Genomic DNA, 18,309 nt, shown 5'->3' with positions numbered 1-18,309 from the left:
CTCCCGAACCGAAAACATGGTCGAGAGTGGGGGCCTGCGAAGCGACGGGGGCGAGGAGACGGAAGCGAATGGGGTCGACCGGGTACTCGTCCTCAATCCCGTCAGCGGCGACGCGAACCACCGCGAGCAGGTCAGAGAGCTCGCCGATCAGAACGGGTTCACCGTGCTGGAGACGCAGGGCGAGGGCGAGGCGGTCCGGTTCGCACGGCTCGCCGCGGCGTCGGGGGCGGACCTCGTAGCGGCGGCGGGCGGCGACGGGACGCTGAACGGCGTCGCTCGGGGGCTCGACGCCGCCGACGCGCTCGGAGAGGTGACCTTCGCAGTGGTCCCCTGCGGGACGGGCAACAACTTCGCCGGCAACGTCGGCGTCGAGAGCATCACCCACGCATTCGAGGTCATCGAACGGGGCGAGCGCCGCCGAATCGACGTGGCGACCGCCGACGGGCGGCTCTTCCTCAACTCCTGCGTCGCGGGGGTGACCGCCGACGCCAGCGCCTCGACAACGCCCGAGATGAAAGAGCGGTTCGGCGTGCTCGCCTACGTGGTCGGCGGTCTGCGCTCGGTCACGTCGTTCGACGGGCTCCCGCTCTCGGTCGAGGCGGTGGGGCCCGATTGCGAGGAGACGTGGTCCGGCGAGGCCGTGACCGTACTGGTCGGCAACGCGCGGCGCTTTCCCGTGGAGGGGCACACGCAGGCGAACGTCGAGGACGGGCTGCTCGACGTCACCATCGTCGAGCGGATGCCCTCGGCCGAACTGGTCGAGGAAGCCGCGATACAGCGACTGTTCGGCGAGGAGACCGAGCACGTGACTCGACTGCTGTCCTCGGAACTCCGGGTGGACGTCCGACGCGACGAGCCCGCCGAGTTCAGCTTCGACGGCGAGATGGGGTCCTACGAGTCGGTCAGAATGACGACCCGTACGCGGGAACTCGAACTTCCCGTGGGCGAGAAGTACGAGCCGACGCCGGAGTAGATTGGCGGACGGCAACGAGACGGCGAAGACCGTTCAGGTTTCGAGTCGGTAGCGGTACGGCGACGACTGGATGACCTGCACGTCCCGCTCGCGGGCCGCCCGACCGAGGACGGTGGCGATCCGGTGGGCGCTGTCTATCTGCTCGCCGTGGGCTTCGAGCAACTGGAGAATCTCGCGTGCGGTCAACGGCTCGTCGGGGTCGGCCTCGGCGAGGACGGTCCGAATCCTATCGTACTCCCTCGCGCTCTGAGCCATGCGTTCGTGTACCTATACGTCAGAATGACACTTAACCTTCAGTCAGACTGGCGTCAGACACGTATCGGTGCGTTTTCATGCGGCTGCGGAGCGGCGTGTGTGATAGAGCTTCACAGCTCCGATTCCGACACTCCAGCCGAGCGCCCCCAGAAGAATTCCGGCGGGAACGCCCTGATAGAAGACGTTCAAAAGCAAGGGCGGGAAACCGAACGTGGCGAACGCCATCCCGAGCAGTATGGCCGTCGGGAGTGCGCTACTCGTGACGACGTCACCACCACGAACCGCGTTGCCTGCGCCGATTCCGAGGAGGAAGACGACGACCAGCGGTGCGCGAACGAGATACAGCTCCAGGAAGAACACAATACCGCTGCGTGGTCGTCCAACCGTGCGTTCAAGATACACCGTCATCAGCTCCGCTCCGGTTACGACGACGTAGCCGGTGAACAGCAACACAACGAAGCTACCGAGGAGTGCCCCGATCCGTCGCTGGTCGGTCCACTGGCCGGACACAACCATGCGCAGGTCGTCGCTGGAGCGGTTCGTGACGACTGTTATCCCTGCCCCAAGAGTCCAACCAACAATCCCTGTGACGACGCCCACGGGGACGGACGGTTCAACCATCTCCAAAAGCGAGGAGTCCAAACCGAAGAGAGCAACTGCCATCCCTTGGGGGAGGGCCGTCGTTAGCGTGCAACACCAGAGCAACCCTCCGTTTCGAATCGCGGTAACTGTTGCAATTGCTATCAAAAATAAGACCAGAAAAGTTGCCTCTGCGAGGACCGTCTGAATTAACCACCATCCCCCTGCACGGGTTTCGGCAAAGCTAAAAGTCATCGATAGGTATTCTCTCGTTGGGACTACTGCGTTCGTAATTGCAAAACTTCCTATCAAGCACAATATAATCAGGACCAGTGATTGGACGTACTCCCCTATATTTATATCTGAAGAGCCTAACTTTGGATTATCGCTCATAGAATAATCTTCTCTTGTCTACATTTGTAGCTTTTATGGATGGTTAGTCCAATAATATCCTGTCTATTTCTATGAGCATATTAATGTTACGACTAAGTAGTATTTACATAGCTGATAGTGAGGACCCGGCCATAGATACTTTCTGTGCTTATGAAGTAATATAAAATATATAAATTATATTTAGAAGTACTTAAGTTAGTATTCTTATATTATACAGTATGGGAAAGAAGACTCATGAAAATGAAGGCAGGATAACGCGAAAGAAGATACTTAAAGGACTCGGAGGCGTAGCAACCACAGGCTCAATTACCGGTACGGCCACCGCGGAAGACAACCTACAAGAAAAACCAGGCGAGAAGAGAGAACAACTAAATAACGTTCGCGAATCGTACTCTGATACTGACTATTTGATGAAATACGTAAATAGTTATGGAACTTTCGTGAGACAGCTCGCCCAAGATGGCCTTCTGAAAGAAAACAAGGTGCAAATTCGAGGTCTCCTGAATGCTTGCGACTATCTAGATAGTGAATCTGGAACAAGGGTTTGGGGTGTTGATTATCCAAAAGATGGCAAACCAACTGCACATGTGACAATCCGACGAAAGACTCAAAACGGAAGACTCACAATCGCGTTCAACCCTGGACGGAATGACACGCGCCCGCGAGGTATTCTAAAACCGGACATCCCGAAACGAAACGGTGAGCGCGTCAAGGCAACTCACTACAGAATAACAGGAGCTTCGAATATAGATAAATCAAGGGTGGAAATTAATCCTAAACGCCCCGGTGAAATGGACAATGAAAGCGTATCTACATCAGACGATCCCTCTACGGAAGGTACAATTGCATACCTTTGCCGAAATCGCGGGAGTACCTCCTGTGGTAGTTACTCTTGCTACTCGTGGGAGAGTGAATGCTTCACTGAAACTTCTTGTGACATCTTAGACTGTACAGGGTCGGCGTGCTGTGACGGGTGTTGTTGCTGTCAAGATCAGGACCGCTGCTGTACAGTCTGTGGATCGTCGGGAGAATGTCACGAGCCACGAGGATGTTACCCGGACTCATATATATGTGGCGGCCCCGGTGGATGCACAACTTGCAATTACTAAAATGGAGGTCCAAACATGATCAATTCAAACTCACGACGAAACTTCTTAAAAGCAACGGGTGTTTCAGCCACTGCAATCGGTTCTGTTCCGCTACTCAGTAGCCAAGCCAGCGCGTACAGCGTTGACCTAGAAGTCGAGCACTACTACGACGATGACGAAATAGAATACATAATCGAAGTCGATACATCGAATTGTACCAAAGAGAGCAAAGCAAATGCTGGAGACGATGTGTACAACTACTCGAACTATTCGGTTATCGACGGGAAAGTCAAAGATGGAGGTATCGATACCTACAGCCATGACGGTCGCATCCGATATCTCGAAGTGAATAGCTGTGGGGCCTCGATAGCATTACGTGTATCTCAAAGTAATACGACATACGACCTAGAAGGTACTGTCGAGATTACGGCAGACGGTGGTCAGGTACACACTGACTTCTATACAACGGGAATGGTCTGTGGGACTGGCAGTGGTTCACTTGAATCAGGTGATAGCTACGACAAATCAAAAGCGTATGGAGATTCTGGAATCACTAATGGTGGCCACGACAAGTTCGACATAAATGGGGCGCTTGATCAAATCACGATGGAGGTGAACGGGGCCTGTTGTACAGGTTACTTCGACGTGAACTGGGGTGAATGGTTACAAGATTAACCTCGAATTTAGATAGATTAGTTTCCCCCCTCCAGAACGGAGGTGAAATAACGGTCTCGAACGCGGCCCTCACACCGCCTGATCGTGCGGTCCGGAGAACTCCCGCTCCTCGCGGTACTGCTCGACGAACGCTTCCACGTCGAAGTTCAGCATGTTCTCCTCGAACTGGGTCATCGCGGCGTCGTCCTCCGCGTGGCTGACGGCGTGCTCCATCAGTTCGACGAGGAGTTCGACCACGATCTCGTGGAGGCGCCGCGAGTCGAAGTCGGTGACCCACACCAGCGCGTACCCCACGTCCGAGTCCTCCTCGACGTTCTCGCTGACGACCTCGGTCGGGAACTCCTCGAGCACGACGCCCATCACGTGGGGCGTGCCGAACTCGCCGAGGTCGTCGTCCGTGTCGACCGTCTCCCGGAGCACCTCGACGAGGAACTCGGGGACGAACCGGGAGGGCGGGTGGACGTCCGTGACGACCGCGTGGCTCGCGCCGCACGTGCAGTCGTACTCGCGCATACCCATGTCGAGGTCGTGGACGTTGACCGACTCCCCGCAGGGCAGGTCGAGTTCGGCCCCGCGACCGCCCGGAACGCGCGGTTCTGCCATGGGAGTAGGGTTAGATTCTCGGGCGTTTAAAGCCCGCGACTCGGAGAACGCGCCGGCGCGTTCTCCGAGTCGCGGGCTGGCTGCCTCCGCGACGAATCACGTGGACCTCGTGACGGGTTATATGGACCTCGCGACGAGTCACGTGGCTCCGAAACGTGTCACGTGGATTCCGCGACGTTCCACGTATTGTTAAATAGTGTCTTTGCACGACTATATAAACCTTTACGAAAGACTTATGTCTGGTGGTGATATACGTTAGCGTGTCTCATGTTCGAGGAGTTTTCGAGCGGCTACTACCTTGGTCGGCTCTACGTCGAGCCGACCGACGGCGACCACGCGGCAATGCGCCGCGAACAGCACGAGCGCATCAACGAACAGCTGTACGCCTCCGGCGAGGGCATCGAACGACTCGACAACCCGCTCGTGATGAAGGTAGACAGCCACCACCTCGCGGTCCGCGGAGAAGACGACCTCCCGGAGGGAACGCTGGCGCTGCCCGAGAGCGTCCTCGACGACACGCGCATCCGGAACCCGCCCCAACTCAAGGAGGTCCTGCTGGCGAAGGCCGACCGGGCGGCCCAGCTGCTGGAGTACCAGCAACAGCATCCCGGCGTCGGGACCTGAGCGCGAGTCGGTCCTCGACCGAACAGCATCGCAACGCGAGCGAGGTTGGTTTCGGAAAGCGAATTTTCCCGCGGCCGGCAGAAGAAATACACCACCGGTGAGTCTATCCCCGGGCATGGGAACGCCGGTCCTCGGAACCGAGAACGAGTTCACGCGTCGGGAGCGTCACGAGACCGTCCTCGGCGGGGCGGTCGCGCTCGCGCTGTGCAACCGCGGGACCGCGATGCTGTAGGAAGAACAGTTACTCAGGCGTCCGGCTCGCTCAGCGACCCCAGTCGCGCACCTGCTTGACCCGGTCGCCGACCGGCTTCACGTGGAGCGGTTCGTCGCGCGAGTCGAGCGCCTCCAGCGCGGCGCGCGCGCTGGCCTCCGTGGAGAAGTAGGTCACCTCCTCCTCGACCGCGGTTTCGAGCACGTCGCGGTTCCGCGAGACGACCAGATCGAACTCGCCGTCGATTACTGCCTGTTCAGCGCGCGCAGTCCACTCCTCGGGGCTGTCGCCGAACTCGTCGGGCGTGACCACGTCGAAGTAGGTCGCGAACTCCTCGGTGCTGAAGTACTCGCCGAAGTCGTCGGTCAGGTCGACGAGTGCGGTGCCGTCGTCGGGGATGGGTTTGCCGGTCGAGTCCTGTGCCTTGTCGTAGGCCTTGCCGAAGGTGTCCGCGGTGCCCATCACCTCGCCGGTGGACTTCATCTCCGGGCCGAGACGGGGGTCGCTGCCCGGCAGGCGGTCGAAGGGCAGGACGACCTCCTTGACGCTGACCTGCTCTGGCACCTGCTCGCTGGGTGCGAGGTCGGCCAGCGACGCGCCGGCCATCACTTTCGCCGCGAGCTTCGCGATGGGGACCCCGGTCGCCTTCGAGACGAACGGCACCGTCCGCGACGAGCGCGGATTGGCTTCGAGCACGTACACCTCGCCTTCCTGGACCGCGAGCTGGACGTTGAGCAGCCCCACGGTGTCGAGCGCCACCGCGATGTCCTCGACGACTTCGCGGACGCGCCCGAGGGTGTCGTCGTCGAGCGAGCGCGGCGGGATCATGCAGGCCGAGTCCCCGGAGTGGACACCGGCGGACTCGACGTGCTCCATGATACCGCCGATGAGCACGTCCTCCCCATCTGCCACCGCGTCCACGTCCAGTTCCACCGCGTTCGCGAGGAACTCGTCGACGAGGATGGGTTTGTCCGGCGACACCCTGACGGCCTCCTCGATGTACTCCTTGAGTTCCGCGTCGTCGTGGACGACCTCCATCGCGCGACCGCCGAGCACGTAGGACGGGCGCACGAGCACGGGGTAGCCGATGTCGTGGGCGAGGTCGAGCGCCTCCTGCTCGCTCGTGGCCGACCCGCCTTCGGGCTGGGCGATCCCGAGGTCGTCCATCAGCCGGTTGAACCGGTCGCGGTCCTCCGCGAGGTCCATCGCCTCGACCGAGGTTCCGAGGATATCGCAGTCGAGTTCGCGGCGCTCCAATTCGGCTTCGAGCGGGTCGCCGATGTCGACCGAGGTCTGGCCGCCGAACTGGACCATCACGCCGTCGGCGTCGGTGGTCTCGACCACGTCGGCGACCTCCTCGGCGGTGATGGGCTCGAAGAACAGCCCGTCGCTCGTGTCGTAGTCCGTGCTGACCGTCTCGGGGTTGTTGTTGACGACGTGGGCGTCGATTCCCTGCTCGCGGAGCGCGCGCACCGCGTGGACCGAGCAGTAGTCGAACTCCACGCCCTGGCCGATGCGGATGGGGCCGCCGCCGACGACCACGACGCTCTCGGCGTCCCGGTCGACCCGCACCTCGTCGCGGCCGAGTCCGACGCCGGGCTGGCGCGAGGAGTAGTAGTACGGCGTCGAGGCCGCGAACTCGCCCGCGCAGGTGTCGACCTGCTTGAAGTCCCGGTCGGGGGCGTCCGCTTCGACTGTCTCGACGCTCGTTCCCGCCCCGTCGTCGCTCGCGCCGACCGCTCCGCCGTCGGTGACCGTCGCGTCGTCGGCCGCGGCATCACCCGAGGCTTCGTCGGCTGTTGCCGCGGGGAGCCACGAGGCGTGGGTGTCGTCGAACTCGCCGCCCGCCATCGCGGTGATCTCGTGGTCGGTGAACCCGACCGCCGCGGCGGACGCGAAGTCGCCGTCCTGGGCCGCGACCGCGGCCTCGGCCACGTTCGCGTAGCGCTCGACGTACCACTCGTAGATGCCAGTGAGGTCGACGACCTCCTCGACGGTGTAGCCGCGGTCGAACGCCTCGAACATCGCGTACGGCCGGTCGGGCGTCGGGGATTCGAGGTAGTCGGCTTCGAGCGTCGCGTCGTCGAGTGCGGCCCAGTCCACGTCCGGGTCGTACTCCGAGGACCTGAGCGCCTTCAGCAGGCTCTCCTCGAAGGTGCGGCCGATGGCCATCGCCTCGCCGGTCGACTTCATCGCGGTGCCGAGCTCGAAGTCGACGTCGGCGAACTTGTCGATGGGCCAGCGGGGCACCTTCGTCACCACGTAGTCGATGGCCGGCTCGAACGCCGCGGTGGTCTCGCCGGTGATCTCGTTGTCGATCTCGTGGAGGCGCTTGCCGAGCGCGACTTTCGCCGTGACTCTGGCGATTGGGTAGCCGGTCGCCTTCGAGGCGAGCGCCGACGAGCGGGAGACGCGCGGGTTGACCTCCACCACGCGGTACTCCCCGCCGGGCGTGCCGTCGTCGCGCCACGCGAACTGGATGTTACAGCCGCCCTGGATGCCGAGGTCCCGAATCACTTCGAGGGCCGCGTCGCGCATCTCCTGATGGCCGTCGTCCGGGATGACCTGCGAGGGCGTCACGACCGTCGACTCGCCGGTGTGGATGCCCATCGGGTCGATGTTCTCCATGTTGCAGATGATGATACACGAGTCGCCCGCGTCGCGCATCACCTCGTACTCCAGTTCGACCCAGCCGGCGATGGACTCGGTGATCAGCACCTCGCCGTTGCGCGAGAGGCGCAGGCCCTTCCGAACGCGCTCTAAGAGTTCGTTCATCTCGCTCACGACGCCCGACCCCGACCCGCCGAGGGTGTAGGTCGTCCGGGCGATGACCGGAAGGCCGCCGACCTCCTCGACCGCCACCTCGACGCGCTCGCGCAGGCTCTCCTCGTCCATCGCGGCGACCTCCTCGCCCTCGTCGAGCGTGATGGTGGTCGAGCGCGCGACGGGCTGGCCCAGCTCGCGCATGCGCTGGCGGAACAGATCCCGGTCCTCGGTGGCGTAGATGGTGTCCAGCGGCGTGCCCATGATGTCGACGTCGTACTCTTCGAGCACGCCCTCTTCGGAGAGTTCGGCCGTCACGTTCAGCCCGGTCTGGCCGCCGAGTCCGGCGATGACGCCGTCGGGGCGCTCCTCGCGGATGATCTCGGCGATGGCCTCGGTGGTGATGGGTTCGACGTACACCTCGTCGGCCATCTCGGGGTCGGTCATGATGGTCGCGGGGTTGGAGTTGACCAGCACGACTCGCGCGCCCTCCTCCTGTAGCGCCCGGCAGGCCTGTGCCCCGGAGTAGTCGAACTCGGCCGCCTGTCCGATCTGTATCGGTCCGCTACCGATGAGCAGGATGGTCCGTCCGTCGCCCGCGGTGTCGTCGGTCATCTGTTGATAGGACGAAGTTCGCTCATCGTAATAAATCCGACGATGAATTACGAGTTTCGGAACAAGATTTCGATTTTCGTATTTGTCACCGGTTGGCATGGGAGATGGCGCGACGAGACATCTGCCACCCTGCACGCGAGCGCGCCGGCGCGCAGTTCTGCGCGCCGGCGCGCGGGCGCTCGGTGATTTAATCCACGTGGCTTCGCTCTGTGGGGCTATCCACCGGCAAACGCTCGGTGACCGAGATCACCGTTTGGGTGGACTGAAAGGGGCCGCCCGCTCGCGTTCAGTTCGGTCGTCTCAGCGACCCCTATCCGAGCGGTCACGCGAGCGAAGCGAGTGTGACCTCGGCAGTCGCAGCCGAGGAGCAACGCGACGAGGACCGTCTGTCGGCGAGCGACAGCGAGCGAGGATATGTCGCTGAGCGACCGCGAGCGGGCGGGGCTTTCTAACCGTTTTCGACCCTGATTGTCACGGGAACGGCGCAGTCTTTCTCCACTTCCATCTGCCGGCGTAGTTGAAGGAACACGCAACAGCGACCGCACCTGCATCCGCGACCGCAGACACAACCGTGACCGCATCAGCAGCCACATCGACCACCTACCGAATCGTATCGAAGACGGTTTCACCCGGCCCCTGCAATTCGACCACAATGAGCACTGACGCCGACGATGCGGCCGCGGACGCCAGCACGGCCGCCTCCGAGGACCGCCACGAGAACGCCCGCCAGCACGTCGTCACCGTCGACGAGAACGACGAGAAGCAGGGCGTCGCCAACCGCCTCGACGCCCACACAGGCGACGGCATCCGCCACCGGGCGTTCACCGCGCTGGTGTTCGACGGCGACGGCAACATCTTGCTGGCCCAGCGCGCGCCGGGCAAGCGCCTCTGGGGTACGTGGTGGGACGGCACGGTGGCCTCTCACCCCGTAGAGGGCCAGTCTCAGGAGGAGGCCACCCGCCAGCGTCTCGAAGAGGAACTGGGCGTCACGCCCGACCAGTACGACGACCTGCGAGTCACCGACCGGTTCGAGTACAAGCGCTACTTCGAGAACGCGGGCGTCGAGTACGAGGTCTGTGCCGTGCTGAAGCTGACGCTTGAGGACCTGTCGCTCGACCCCGACGAGGAGGAGGTCGCGGGCCTGCTGTGGATGCCCTACGAGCGCCTCCACGAGCATCCCGAGTGGTACCGCCAGCTCCGTCTCTGCCCGTGGTTCGAGATCGCGATGCGCCGGGACCTGTCGCCCGACCACACGCCGCCGGCCGGCCCCTACTGAGAAGAACTGCGGATTCTACTCGTCCCGTCTCGCCGTCCTACTCGTCCCGACTCGCCAGCCCCGCGAGGTGGCCCGCCTCCTCGACGATGATCTCTTCGACGCCCAACTTGGCGGCGTTCTCGCTTCCCGGGAGACAGAAGACGACCGCGCCGTCGGCGACGCCCGCAGTCGCGCGCGTGCCGACGACCTTCGTGCCGATCTCGTCGTGCGAGAGCAGTCGGAACAGTTCGCCGAAGCCCGGCAGTTCCTTGTCGAACAGCCGCGTCACCGCTTCGATGGTGACGTCGTCGGGGGTCACGCCTGTCCCGCCGGTCGTCACCACCGCGTCCACGTCGTCCCGGCTCACCAGCGCGTTCACGGAACTCTGGACGCCGTCGAAGTCGTCGGCGACGAGGTCCCGGCTCACGACCAGGTGGCCCGCCTCCTCTAGCCCCGCGACCACCGCGTCGCCCGAGGGGTCGTCGGAGAGGCTCCGAGACGACGAGACGGTGACGACCGCTACGCCGAGCGAGTCCACGTCGTGGGCGTGATGGTCGTGGCCGGTTTCGGGGTCGTGGCCGTGCTCGTCCCCGCCGTGGTCGCCGCCCTCGTCGCGGCCCGGTTCCGTGGTGGTCCCGGACTCCTCGGGGTCGGGCGCTTCGTCCTCGTCCCCGTCGTCGCGTCGGCGGCGCGTGTCGCGGGATTGGAAATCGACCATACCCCCGTATTTGTGCGACAGCAACTTAAATCAACGCCGCGACGTTTCAGCCGGACTATCGTTCCCGAGGGGGCCGTTCGAGCGAGGTCGAGGCGAGCGGTTGAACGGAGGCGAGCGGTCGAACGGAGGCGAGCGGTTGAACGGGAGAGCGAAGTGCCCGGACGCGACCGAACCCAACCCTTTTTCGGGGACCGCGAGAATCCCCGTCCATGACCCTCGACCCGGTGCACTTCGACGGCATCGCGGGGTTGGCCGACCGCATCGACTACGACGCCGAGGACGAGGACCACCGGGACGCCGCCGAGACAGTCTGGGAGCACTTCCTCGACCCGCTCCGCGCTGACGGCGACGTCGTCGTCGAGCCGCTGGACGAACTGTCGCGTCGCCGTGTGCCCGCCGAGGAGGTCGCGCTCGAAGACGCCCCGTTTCCGACGACCCACGGCGTCGACGCGGGGACGCTCAACCCCAAGCCGTTCAAGAACGGGCTGGTGCTCGACGTGGCCCACGCCGCGATGAGCGCCACGCCGTCGGATCTGGAGCTCCACGACCGCCGGACCGTGGTGAAGGCGCTCCACTCGAACGACACCTCGACGGACTTCGGCACCGAGTGGGAGTCGTACGACGAGGGGAGTCGGCGTCGGATCGTCCACACCCACCTCCCGCAGAACCAGTACGAGGAGGACGTTGTCCACGCGCTCGCGCTCTACCTCGCCGAGAGCAGTCACGCCCTCGAACACGCCGACGCGGTGGAGGACTTCCTCCTCCTCGACGGTCCTATCTATCCGAAGGGCGTTCTGCGGTGGTACTACCGGAGTTCGGTGCTGACCGACCTGTTCGAGGAGTCGGACCACGTCGCGCGCATTCTCGACAACTACGTCGAACTGGTCGAGACGTTCGTCGACCGGGGCCGGCCGTTCGCGGGATTCGTCAAGAACGTCTCGGCGAAGTCCATCGTCCGGACGCTCAAGCGCCAGAAGGACTTCGGCCCGGTTCCCTGGGCCCACGACGCGGGCCTGTTCGCCCACCTGCTCGAACGACGCGAACTCGTCGACGGCGAGTTCGAGCGGCTGACCGACGAACTCACCCTGACGAACTGGTTCGTGTCGTACGCGGGGATGGACCGCTTCTTCGGCGAGTCGGACAACCGCCACCTCGACCACGATCTCGACCCCGACCAGTACCGCGTGACGTTCTGCATCGTCTACGACCCGCGCCGGGACCTCGTGTTCAAGGTCGAATCACCGTACGCGTTCACCAAGGACTCCGACACCCGCGAGCGGATCGAGCGCCAAATCCTGACCGAGGTCGCGCTCCAGCGCGGGCCGCCCCGCGCGGTCGCGAAGGCCGACGAACTCGCGGCCATCGACCTCGGGAGCGCCGACTCGCTCGTCAAGTCGTTCGAGCAGTCGCTGGACACCGAACTCGACGAGAACTACAACGCGGTGCGGTGGGGTCGGGACTACTGAACGACGACCTTTTTCTTCGTCGGGGTCGCGCCGGTTCGGCCGTCCGCGGCCGAACCGGCGCGAACCACTCCTCGAAAAACGTCGATGAAAAAGGCCGACGACTCGGCCTTCGGCCTCGCCGTCGGTGAAACGCCTCGCTTCGCTCGGCGTACGCGTTCCGCACACGGCTACGCCGTTCTGGGCGCAACGAAACGTCGATTAGCGACGGCGAGCCGGTAGGTACGTTTCGGGGCCCGCTCAGTGCGACGGTCCACCGGGACGCGCTCGGCTCATTATTCATCAGTCGGGGTGGACTGAAAGGGGCCGCTCGCTCGCGTTCTACTTGGTCGCCTGTGCGTGGCTACTATCTCGCGGGCGCAGTTCTGCGCCCGCGAGATATCCCGCACAGCGACCGCGAGCGAGCGGGGGCTTTCAAAATGTTCTCGTTCACAATTGTCGCTGGTGTGAGGAGACTGGCCAAAGGGTCTAGCGAGCGGGCGGGGGCTTTCGAGACCTCTCTCGCAGACCTCTCGTCGATACCTCTTACTGGACAGTATCTTCACTGCGTCAAACCTCGAAAAACTCGACTGTCTGACGAAAGCTATCTCACTGCGGCTCCGCGGCCTCGACGTCCTGCTTCTCGACCGTGATCTCCACGTCCTCGGCGTCGACGCCGATACGGGCGAACTGGGTCCGGACGTGCTCGTCCGCGGCGTCGAGGGCCTGCTCTTTGGTGTCGAAGCCGCGGGGCATCGGCGACTCGAAGGCGACGTTGACCTCCTCGCCGTCGACCTTCTGGACGGTCCCGCCGCTCTCGACCGCGTAGAACTCGTCGCAGACCCAGACGTACGGGGCGTCCTCGTCGGGCGCGCCCTTGAACCGCGGCGCTCGCTCCCCCCGCTCGTACAGCGTGCCCGTCAGGGTGGTGCCCCCGCCTTCGCCACGGATGAGTAGCATGGACCGGTGGTAGGAGACGCGGAGGTAAAAGGGACGCGTTAGAGGGAAACCTGTTTGTCGGATGCGCTCATTGCCCGGGACATGACCGACCTCGGCGACTTCAGTAGGTCCGACGCGGACGACGGCGCGAGCGATTCCGACGCCGACCTCGACCCCGACCATGCCGATAGCGCTGACGATGCTGACGGCTCCGGGTCGGTCGCGGCGGAGTCGCGCGACTCCGCCGCGACCGACCCGGACGTGGGCGACTTCGAGCCGGGATCGGGGTGGTACGCGCGCGCGCCCGACGACGACCGGTTCGACGCGATGGCCACCGACCCGGCGGGCAGCGACCGGGGGATCGGCACCCTCTCGGCGGCCGATGGGCTCCGCATCGGCGAGCGCGACGACGACACGCACCTACAGGCGTACGTGACCGCGGACAACCGCGAGGACGTGCGCGTTGGCAAGTACCTGCTGGTGCCCTACCCCGACGGCGAGAAGCTGTTCTGCAAGGTGGCCGCGCTGGAGTACCGCCAGGAGTACCGCGTGGACGACGCGACCGAAATCCACGCCCGGCGCGCGATGCGCCGCGACGACATCGAGGAGGCCGACTACAAGCTGCTGGCGGATCTGGAGCCGGTCGCGGTGCTGTACGAGGACAGCGAGGCGCAGAGCGCCTCGGAAGAGTCGAGCGGCGGCGAGCCGCGAGACGGCGAGGGTGCAGACGCCGAACTCAAGCGCCGGATGACCGACCGCGTCCCGAAGCCCAAGTCGGTCGTCCGCGAGGCAGACGACAAGGCCGAGATCAAGACCGGGCTGAAGATGCCCGAGAACGGGGTGTTCCTCGGCCACCTCTCCGTGGGCGGTGAGAAGGTCCGCACAGCGGCCGAACCGCCGACCATCGACTACCGGCTCAAGGACGACTACGAGGACGGCGATCCGCTCGTCTTCCGCCACACGCTCGTCGCCGGGGGCACCGGCTCCGGGAAGACCCACGGCGCGAAGAACGTGCTCCGGCAGTTCCTCGCCGAGGAGCGCCGCTACGAGATGGAGGACGGCGCGGAGCGTCGGGCCGCGGTCGTCCAGTTCGACCCGCAGGACGAGTACGCCCAGATGCACGACGACAACCCGGACGTGACCCGCGAGGACAAGCGGCGGTGGGAGTCCGAGGGCGTCGCCTGCGGCGGCCACGACGACACCGTCGCGTTCGTGCCGAAGGTTGGAAAGGGCAGTTACGCGGCTGACCACCACCGCGCCGAGCAGGTCGAGTTCACCATCCCGTTCTCGATGGTTAGAACTCGGCCTTGGCTCATCGCTGGTGGGTCACTTAGTGACAGCGAAAACCAATACCATGCATTACAACATCTCGTCCGTCGGTTCTTCGGTGAATACGACACCACGACGTATGAGAAGTTCCTTAACTTCCTTGATGACCCGGCACTTCGTGAGGAATTAAACGATAGTGGACAGGTACACGAAGCAACCTACGACGCAGTTCGTAGGAAGACGGACACATGGGCGTTTCGTCAAGTGTTCGACCAAGATGCGAAGCCTATCACCGATCAGATAAAGTCGTTCGTCAAGCCCGGACAGTTAACAGTCGTACCAACCTATCATATTAACAATTCTCGCGCCTCTGAAGTCGTGGTGTTAGCACTTTCGAGTTTACTCGTGGAGGAAAAACTGTCCAACGATCCCTTCTACCAACGAATCAAGGAAACGCCTCTCATAGTCGGGATGGACGAGGCCCACAACTTCCTCACCGACGCCGAGAGCGTGCAGGCCCGGAAGGTCATCGGGAAGTTCACCGAGGCCGCCAAGCAGGGCCGCAAGGAGCGACTCGGTCTCTTCCTCATCACGCAGGACCCACAGGACATCCACGACGCGGTGTTCAAGCAGGTTAACACCACGGTCGTACTCAACCTCGGCGACGAGGACGCCATCAAGGCGGTCAACATCCCGGCGGAGCTGGAGGGGAAGGTGCCGTACATGGAGAAGGGCCAGATGGTGGTCTACTCGCCGGACAACTCCGAGCCGGTCGAGATCATCGGCCTCTCGAAGTGCGTGACCAAGCACGGTCGGGACTGAGCGGTTCGAAGGTCTCACCTCGCGGGAATTGCCTGAAGTATTAAACGAACGGCGAACCTACCTTCGACCATGACGAAGAACATACTCGTTCCCATCGACGGATCGCCCCAGTCCGACGACGCGCTCGACTACGCCTTCGAGGAGTTCAGCGACGCCGACATCACCGTCCTCAACGTGATCGACCCCATCGACGCGGGGTACAGCGCGCCGGTTGGGATGCCCGGCGGGTCCGAGGAGTGGTACCAGAACGCGACCGAGCAGAGCGAGGCGCTGTTCGAGGACGCACAGGCGAAAGCCGACGAGTTCGGGATCGAACTCGCCAGTGCTCACGAGATGGGCAGGCCCGCCCGGACCATCGTGGAGTACGCCGAGGAGCACGACTTCGACCAGATCGTGATGGGCAGCCACGGTCGCTCGGGCGTCTCTCGCATCCTGCTCGGGAGCGTGGCCGAGACGGTCGTCCGGCGCGCGACGGTGCCGGTGACGGTCGTGCGGTGACCGAACCAGAGTCCGGTCTACTTCCGTTCCGACAGACGGCGAATCGTAACGCCGTTCGCAGCCGTCAAAATATGTTGGCTTGCCGATAGACGCTGATGCCCTCGTTCGTGATGGCGTACGGCTTGATCTCCCGGGAGTGGTTGGCGTCCCGAATCTTCTGGATCTCGACCGCCAGTCTGGTCTCCCGGAAGTCGTCGCCCGACCGGATGTACTGCAGGACGAACACCGCGTCCACGAGATACTCGATGATGCCGTGCCGGGAGGCGTACGGCGTGTCCTGGCTCGCCTCGCTGGTGAGCATCGTGGTCACGCCCGCCTGCTTCAGGCTCTTGGTGAAGTCGTACACCTCGTTTCGCCGGGTGGCCTGGTCGTCGTACATCATCTCCAGCAGCGACACCGAGTCGAGCACCAGCCGGGTCGCGCCGAACGCCTCGATCAGTCGCGGAAGGTCGTTGCGGATGGAGGTGAGGCTGTTGGCCATCTCGATGGGGTCGAGGTCGATGACCGCGAGCTGACCCTCCTCGACGTAGTCGTCGAAGTTCCAGCCCTTCTCGGTGGCGGTGTTGACGATGCGCTCGTGGCTCTCCTCCAGCGTGATGAACACGGCGTTCTCGCCCTGTTCGAGTGCCTCGTGGAGGAACTGGAGTCCGAAGGTGGTCTTGCCGGTCCCGGCCGAACCGATGGTGGTCATCAGCGAGCGCTCGGGGACGCCCCCTTGGATCATGCTGTCGAGCCCCTCGATGCCGATATCGATGCGCGGGATCGACGACTCGAACTCCTCGTCGTCGAAGTCCTCGTCGAACGACTCCCCGGAGTCGCCGAAGCCGCCGCCGAAATCGTCGCCCGATCCCATGCCGAACTGTCCGTCACCACCGCCGCCGAAGTCGTTGCCAGCGCCGAACGCTCCGCCGCTACCCCCACCGAACTCCTCACTGCCACCACCGAATTCCCCGTCACCGCCACCGAACCCACTTGCAGAGCCGCCACCGCTCGCAGGACCACCGCCGCCGGGCGCGTTCTCGAAGGCGCTGGCGAAGTCGTCCTCGAAGAGGTCCCCGTCGGCGTCGTCCGAGCGCTCCTGACCCTCCGACGAGCCGACCCCGCCAGCGTCGTCCTGCCCGTCGCGACCGCTCGACTGGCTTCGGTCGTCGGTGCCGTAAGGAGCGGCGTCCGCGAACCCCCCGGGCGAGGAGTCGTCCGACTCCTCGCCCGGGGGGTTCGCGGGGTCGTTCGGCTCGGTCGCGTCATTCGGTTCGGTCGCGTCATTCGGTTCGGTCTCGTCGGCCAGATCAGTCTCGCCGTCCGCGTCACCCCCGCCGAATGCCGCGTCGCCGCCCGACTCGCCAAACGCCGACTCGTCGTCGGCCAACTCCCCGAAGTCCGCCTCGAAGTCGTCCTCACCGTCGGCTGTCCCCGCCGAATGGGGGTCCGAAGTTAACGAGTCCGGGATCGAAGCCGACGAATCGGAGTCCGAAGACGGTGAACCGGGTTCCGAAGCCGACGAGTCGGAGTCGGAACTCGGCGAATCCGCGTCCGATTGCGCACCGTCGTCGGACTCCTCCTCGTCCTCGCGGAGCGCGCGCTCGAACCAGTCGTCATCCGACATGGTCTCGACCTCCGGGACGGGCGCGGTACACGTCCGGTGTCTCGGACCGCCCGCATTTCAATGTTTCTCGCCGGCGCGTCGGCGGACTTTTGGCGGCCCGGCGAGAATCACCGACGATGAACGTCGGCATCGTCGCCCAGAAGGGCAACGAACGGGCCGCCTCGCTCGCCGCGCGCATCAGCGACAGGTTGCCGAGCGAGGTGACGGTCCGGTTGGACGCCGAGACCGCCGACCGACTCGGAGCGGACGGCTACCCGGTCGACGAGATGGACGCCTGCGACCTCGTGGTCTCCATCGGGGGTGACGGCACCTTCCTGTTCGCGGCGCGCGGCGCGGCGGCCACCCCGATCCTCGGGGTCAACCTCGGCGAGGTCGGCTTCCTGAACGCCGTCCCGCCGGACGACGCCGTCGAGACGGTCGCGGCGGTGGTCGCCGGGTATCGAGAGACTGACACGATTCCCTGCCGGGAGGTGCCCCGCGTCCGAGCCGTGGGCGAGGGCGACTGGAGCCTCCACCCGGCGATAAACGAGATCGTGGTCCAGGGGCCCCAGCGCGGCCACGGACGCGGGCTCGACTACGAGGTCCGGGTCGACGGGCACGAATTCGACACCGGCCACGCTGACGGCCTGCTGGTGTCGACGCCGACCGGAAGCACCGCCTACAACCTGAGTGAGGGCGGGCCGCTGGTCCACCCCGACGTGGACGCGCTGGTCGTCACGGAGATGAGCGCCGCCGAGTCGATGCCGGCGCTGGTCGCGCGCGACGACGCCGAGGTCGAGATTCGGGTCCGCGGAGCCGACTTCGGCTACGTCAGTAGCGACAGCACCCGCAAGCGCTTCGAGATGCCCGAGCGAGTGACCGTCCGGGCGGCCGAGGAGCCGACCCGCATCGCCGAGCCCGCCAGTGACTTCTTCGAGGCGCTCGGGAAGCTGGACTGACGTGTTGGGTCGACGCTGGGCCGAACTCGCCCCGCAGTTCTTC

Annotated in this window: 15 protein-coding genes; 8 read left to right on the top strand and 7 right to left on the bottom strand. The window is 64.2% G+C overall.

Annotated features, from left to right (window positions below; all coding sequences use genetic code 11):
- Positions 1-16 precede the first annotated feature (16 nt).
- Positions 17-973 (top strand): diacylglycerol/lipid kinase family protein, encoded by a 957-nt coding sequence (locus DPQ64_RS15180; protein ID WP_115865163.1) that lies wholly within the window; start codon positions 17-19, stop codon positions 971-973.
- A 33-nt stretch (positions 974-1,006) separates the two neighbouring features.
- Here DPQ64_RS15180 and DPQ64_RS15175 read toward each other — a convergent pair whose 3' ends face one another.
- On the bottom strand, positions 1,007-1,228 hold the full coding sequence (locus DPQ64_RS15175; protein WP_115865162.1) for a hypothetical protein: 222 nt from the start codon (positions 1,226-1,228) through the stop codon (positions 1,007-1,009).
- Between the two features lie 75 nt (positions 1,229-1,303).
- Positions 1,304-2,200 carry a hypothetical protein gene (locus tag DPQ64_RS15170; protein ID WP_157971740.1) on the bottom strand — a complete coding sequence of 299 codons (897 nt, stop codon included), beginning with the start codon at positions 2,198-2,200 and terminating at the stop codon, positions 1,304-1,306.
- A 1,124-nt stretch (positions 2,201-3,324) separates the two neighbouring features.
- On the opposite strand from DPQ64_RS15170, the gene DPQ64_RS15165 reads away from it, so the two are divergent.
- Positions 3,325-3,963 carry a twin-arginine translocation signal domain-containing protein gene (locus DPQ64_RS15165; protein WP_115865160.1) on the top strand — a complete coding sequence of 213 codons (639 nt, stop codon included), beginning with the start codon at positions 3,325-3,327 and terminating at the stop codon, positions 3,961-3,963.
- 69 nt (positions 3,964-4,032) lie between these two features.
- Here DPQ64_RS15165 and DPQ64_RS15160 read toward each other — a convergent pair whose 3' ends face one another.
- The gene (locus DPQ64_RS15160) at positions 4,033-4,566 is read right to left on the bottom strand and encodes a DUF5815 family protein (RefSeq protein WP_115865159.1); all 534 of its coding nucleotides are present in this window, start codon (positions 4,564-4,566) and stop codon (positions 4,033-4,035) included.
- 267 nt (positions 4,567-4,833) lie between these two features.
- Between DPQ64_RS15160 and DPQ64_RS15155 the strand changes: the two genes are divergently transcribed.
- Complete coding sequence (locus DPQ64_RS15155) at positions 4,834-5,190, top strand: DUF5802 family protein (protein ID WP_115865158.1); 357 nt, start codon at positions 4,834-4,836, stop codon at positions 5,188-5,190.
- A gap of 262 nt (positions 5,191-5,452) precedes the next feature.
- On the opposite strand, the gene carB is transcribed toward DPQ64_RS15155, so the two are convergent.
- The gene (gene carB / locus DPQ64_RS15150) at positions 5,453-8,779 is read right to left on the bottom strand and encodes a carbamoyl-phosphate synthase large subunit (RefSeq protein WP_115865157.1); all 3,327 of its coding nucleotides are present in this window, start codon (positions 8,777-8,779) and stop codon (positions 5,453-5,455) included.
- Between the two features lie 652 nt (positions 8,780-9,431).
- Here carB and DPQ64_RS15145 point away from each other — a divergent pair.
- Positions 9,432-10,055 (top strand): NUDIX hydrolase, encoded by a 624-nt coding sequence (locus tag DPQ64_RS15145; protein ID WP_115865156.1) that lies wholly within the window; start codon positions 9,432-9,434, stop codon positions 10,053-10,055.
- A gap of 37 nt (positions 10,056-10,092) precedes the next feature.
- Here the strand turns inward: DPQ64_RS15145 and DPQ64_RS15140 are convergent, their stop codons facing one another.
- Positions 10,093-10,752, bottom strand: a complete 660-nt coding sequence (locus tag DPQ64_RS15140; protein ID WP_115865155.1) for a MogA/MoaB family molybdenum cofactor biosynthesis protein — start codon at positions 10,750-10,752, stop codon at positions 10,093-10,095.
- 209 nt (positions 10,753-10,961) lie between these two features.
- Between DPQ64_RS15140 and DPQ64_RS15135 the strand changes: the two genes are divergently transcribed.
- On the top strand, positions 10,962-12,218 hold the full coding sequence (locus tag DPQ64_RS15135; protein WP_115865154.1) for a DNA double-strand break repair nuclease NurA: 1,257 nt from the start codon (positions 10,962-10,964) through the stop codon (positions 12,216-12,218).
- Positions 12,219-12,803: 585 nt separating this feature from the next.
- Here the strand turns inward: DPQ64_RS15135 and DPQ64_RS15130 are convergent.
- Complete coding sequence (locus DPQ64_RS15130) at positions 12,804-13,154, bottom strand: DUF7113 family protein (protein WP_115865153.1); 351 nt, start codon at positions 13,152-13,154, stop codon at positions 12,804-12,806.
- Positions 13,155-13,235: 81 nt separating this feature from the next.
- On the opposite strand from DPQ64_RS15130, the gene DPQ64_RS15125 reads away from it, so the two are divergent.
- The gene (locus DPQ64_RS15125) at positions 13,236-15,224 is read left to right on the top strand and encodes an ATP-binding protein (protein WP_115865152.1); all 1,989 of its coding nucleotides are present in this window, start codon (positions 13,236-13,238) and stop codon (positions 15,222-15,224) included.
- Between the two features lie 69 nt (positions 15,225-15,293).
- Entirely contained in the window at positions 15,294-15,722 is a 429-nt protein-coding gene (locus tag DPQ64_RS15120; protein ID WP_115865151.1) for a universal stress protein, read from the top strand.
- Positions 15,723-15,786: 64 nt separating this feature from the next.
- Here the strand turns inward: DPQ64_RS15120 and DPQ64_RS15115 are convergent, their stop codons facing one another.
- Positions 15,787-17,328 (bottom strand): KaiC domain-containing protein, encoded by a 1,542-nt coding sequence (locus tag DPQ64_RS15115; protein WP_115865150.1) that lies wholly within the window; start codon positions 17,326-17,328, stop codon positions 15,787-15,789.
- Between the two features lie 116 nt (positions 17,329-17,444).
- Between DPQ64_RS15115 and DPQ64_RS15110 the strand changes: the two genes are divergently transcribed.
- The gene (locus DPQ64_RS15110; RefSeq protein ID WP_115865149.1) at positions 17,445-18,266 is read left to right on the top strand and encodes an NAD(+)/NADH kinase; all 822 of its coding nucleotides are present in this window, start codon (positions 17,445-17,447) and stop codon (positions 18,264-18,266) included.
- Positions 18,267-18,309 lie beyond the last annotated feature (43 nt).

It is taken from the genome of Halorussus litoreus (genome assembly GCF_003382685.1).
GTDB classification, from domain to species: Archaea; Halobacteriota; Halobacteria; order Halobacteriales; family Haladaptataceae; genus Halorussus; species Halorussus litoreus.
The sequence above is the reverse complement of the archived record's forward strand: the minus strand, read 5'-3'. Positions and strand labels throughout refer to the sequence as shown.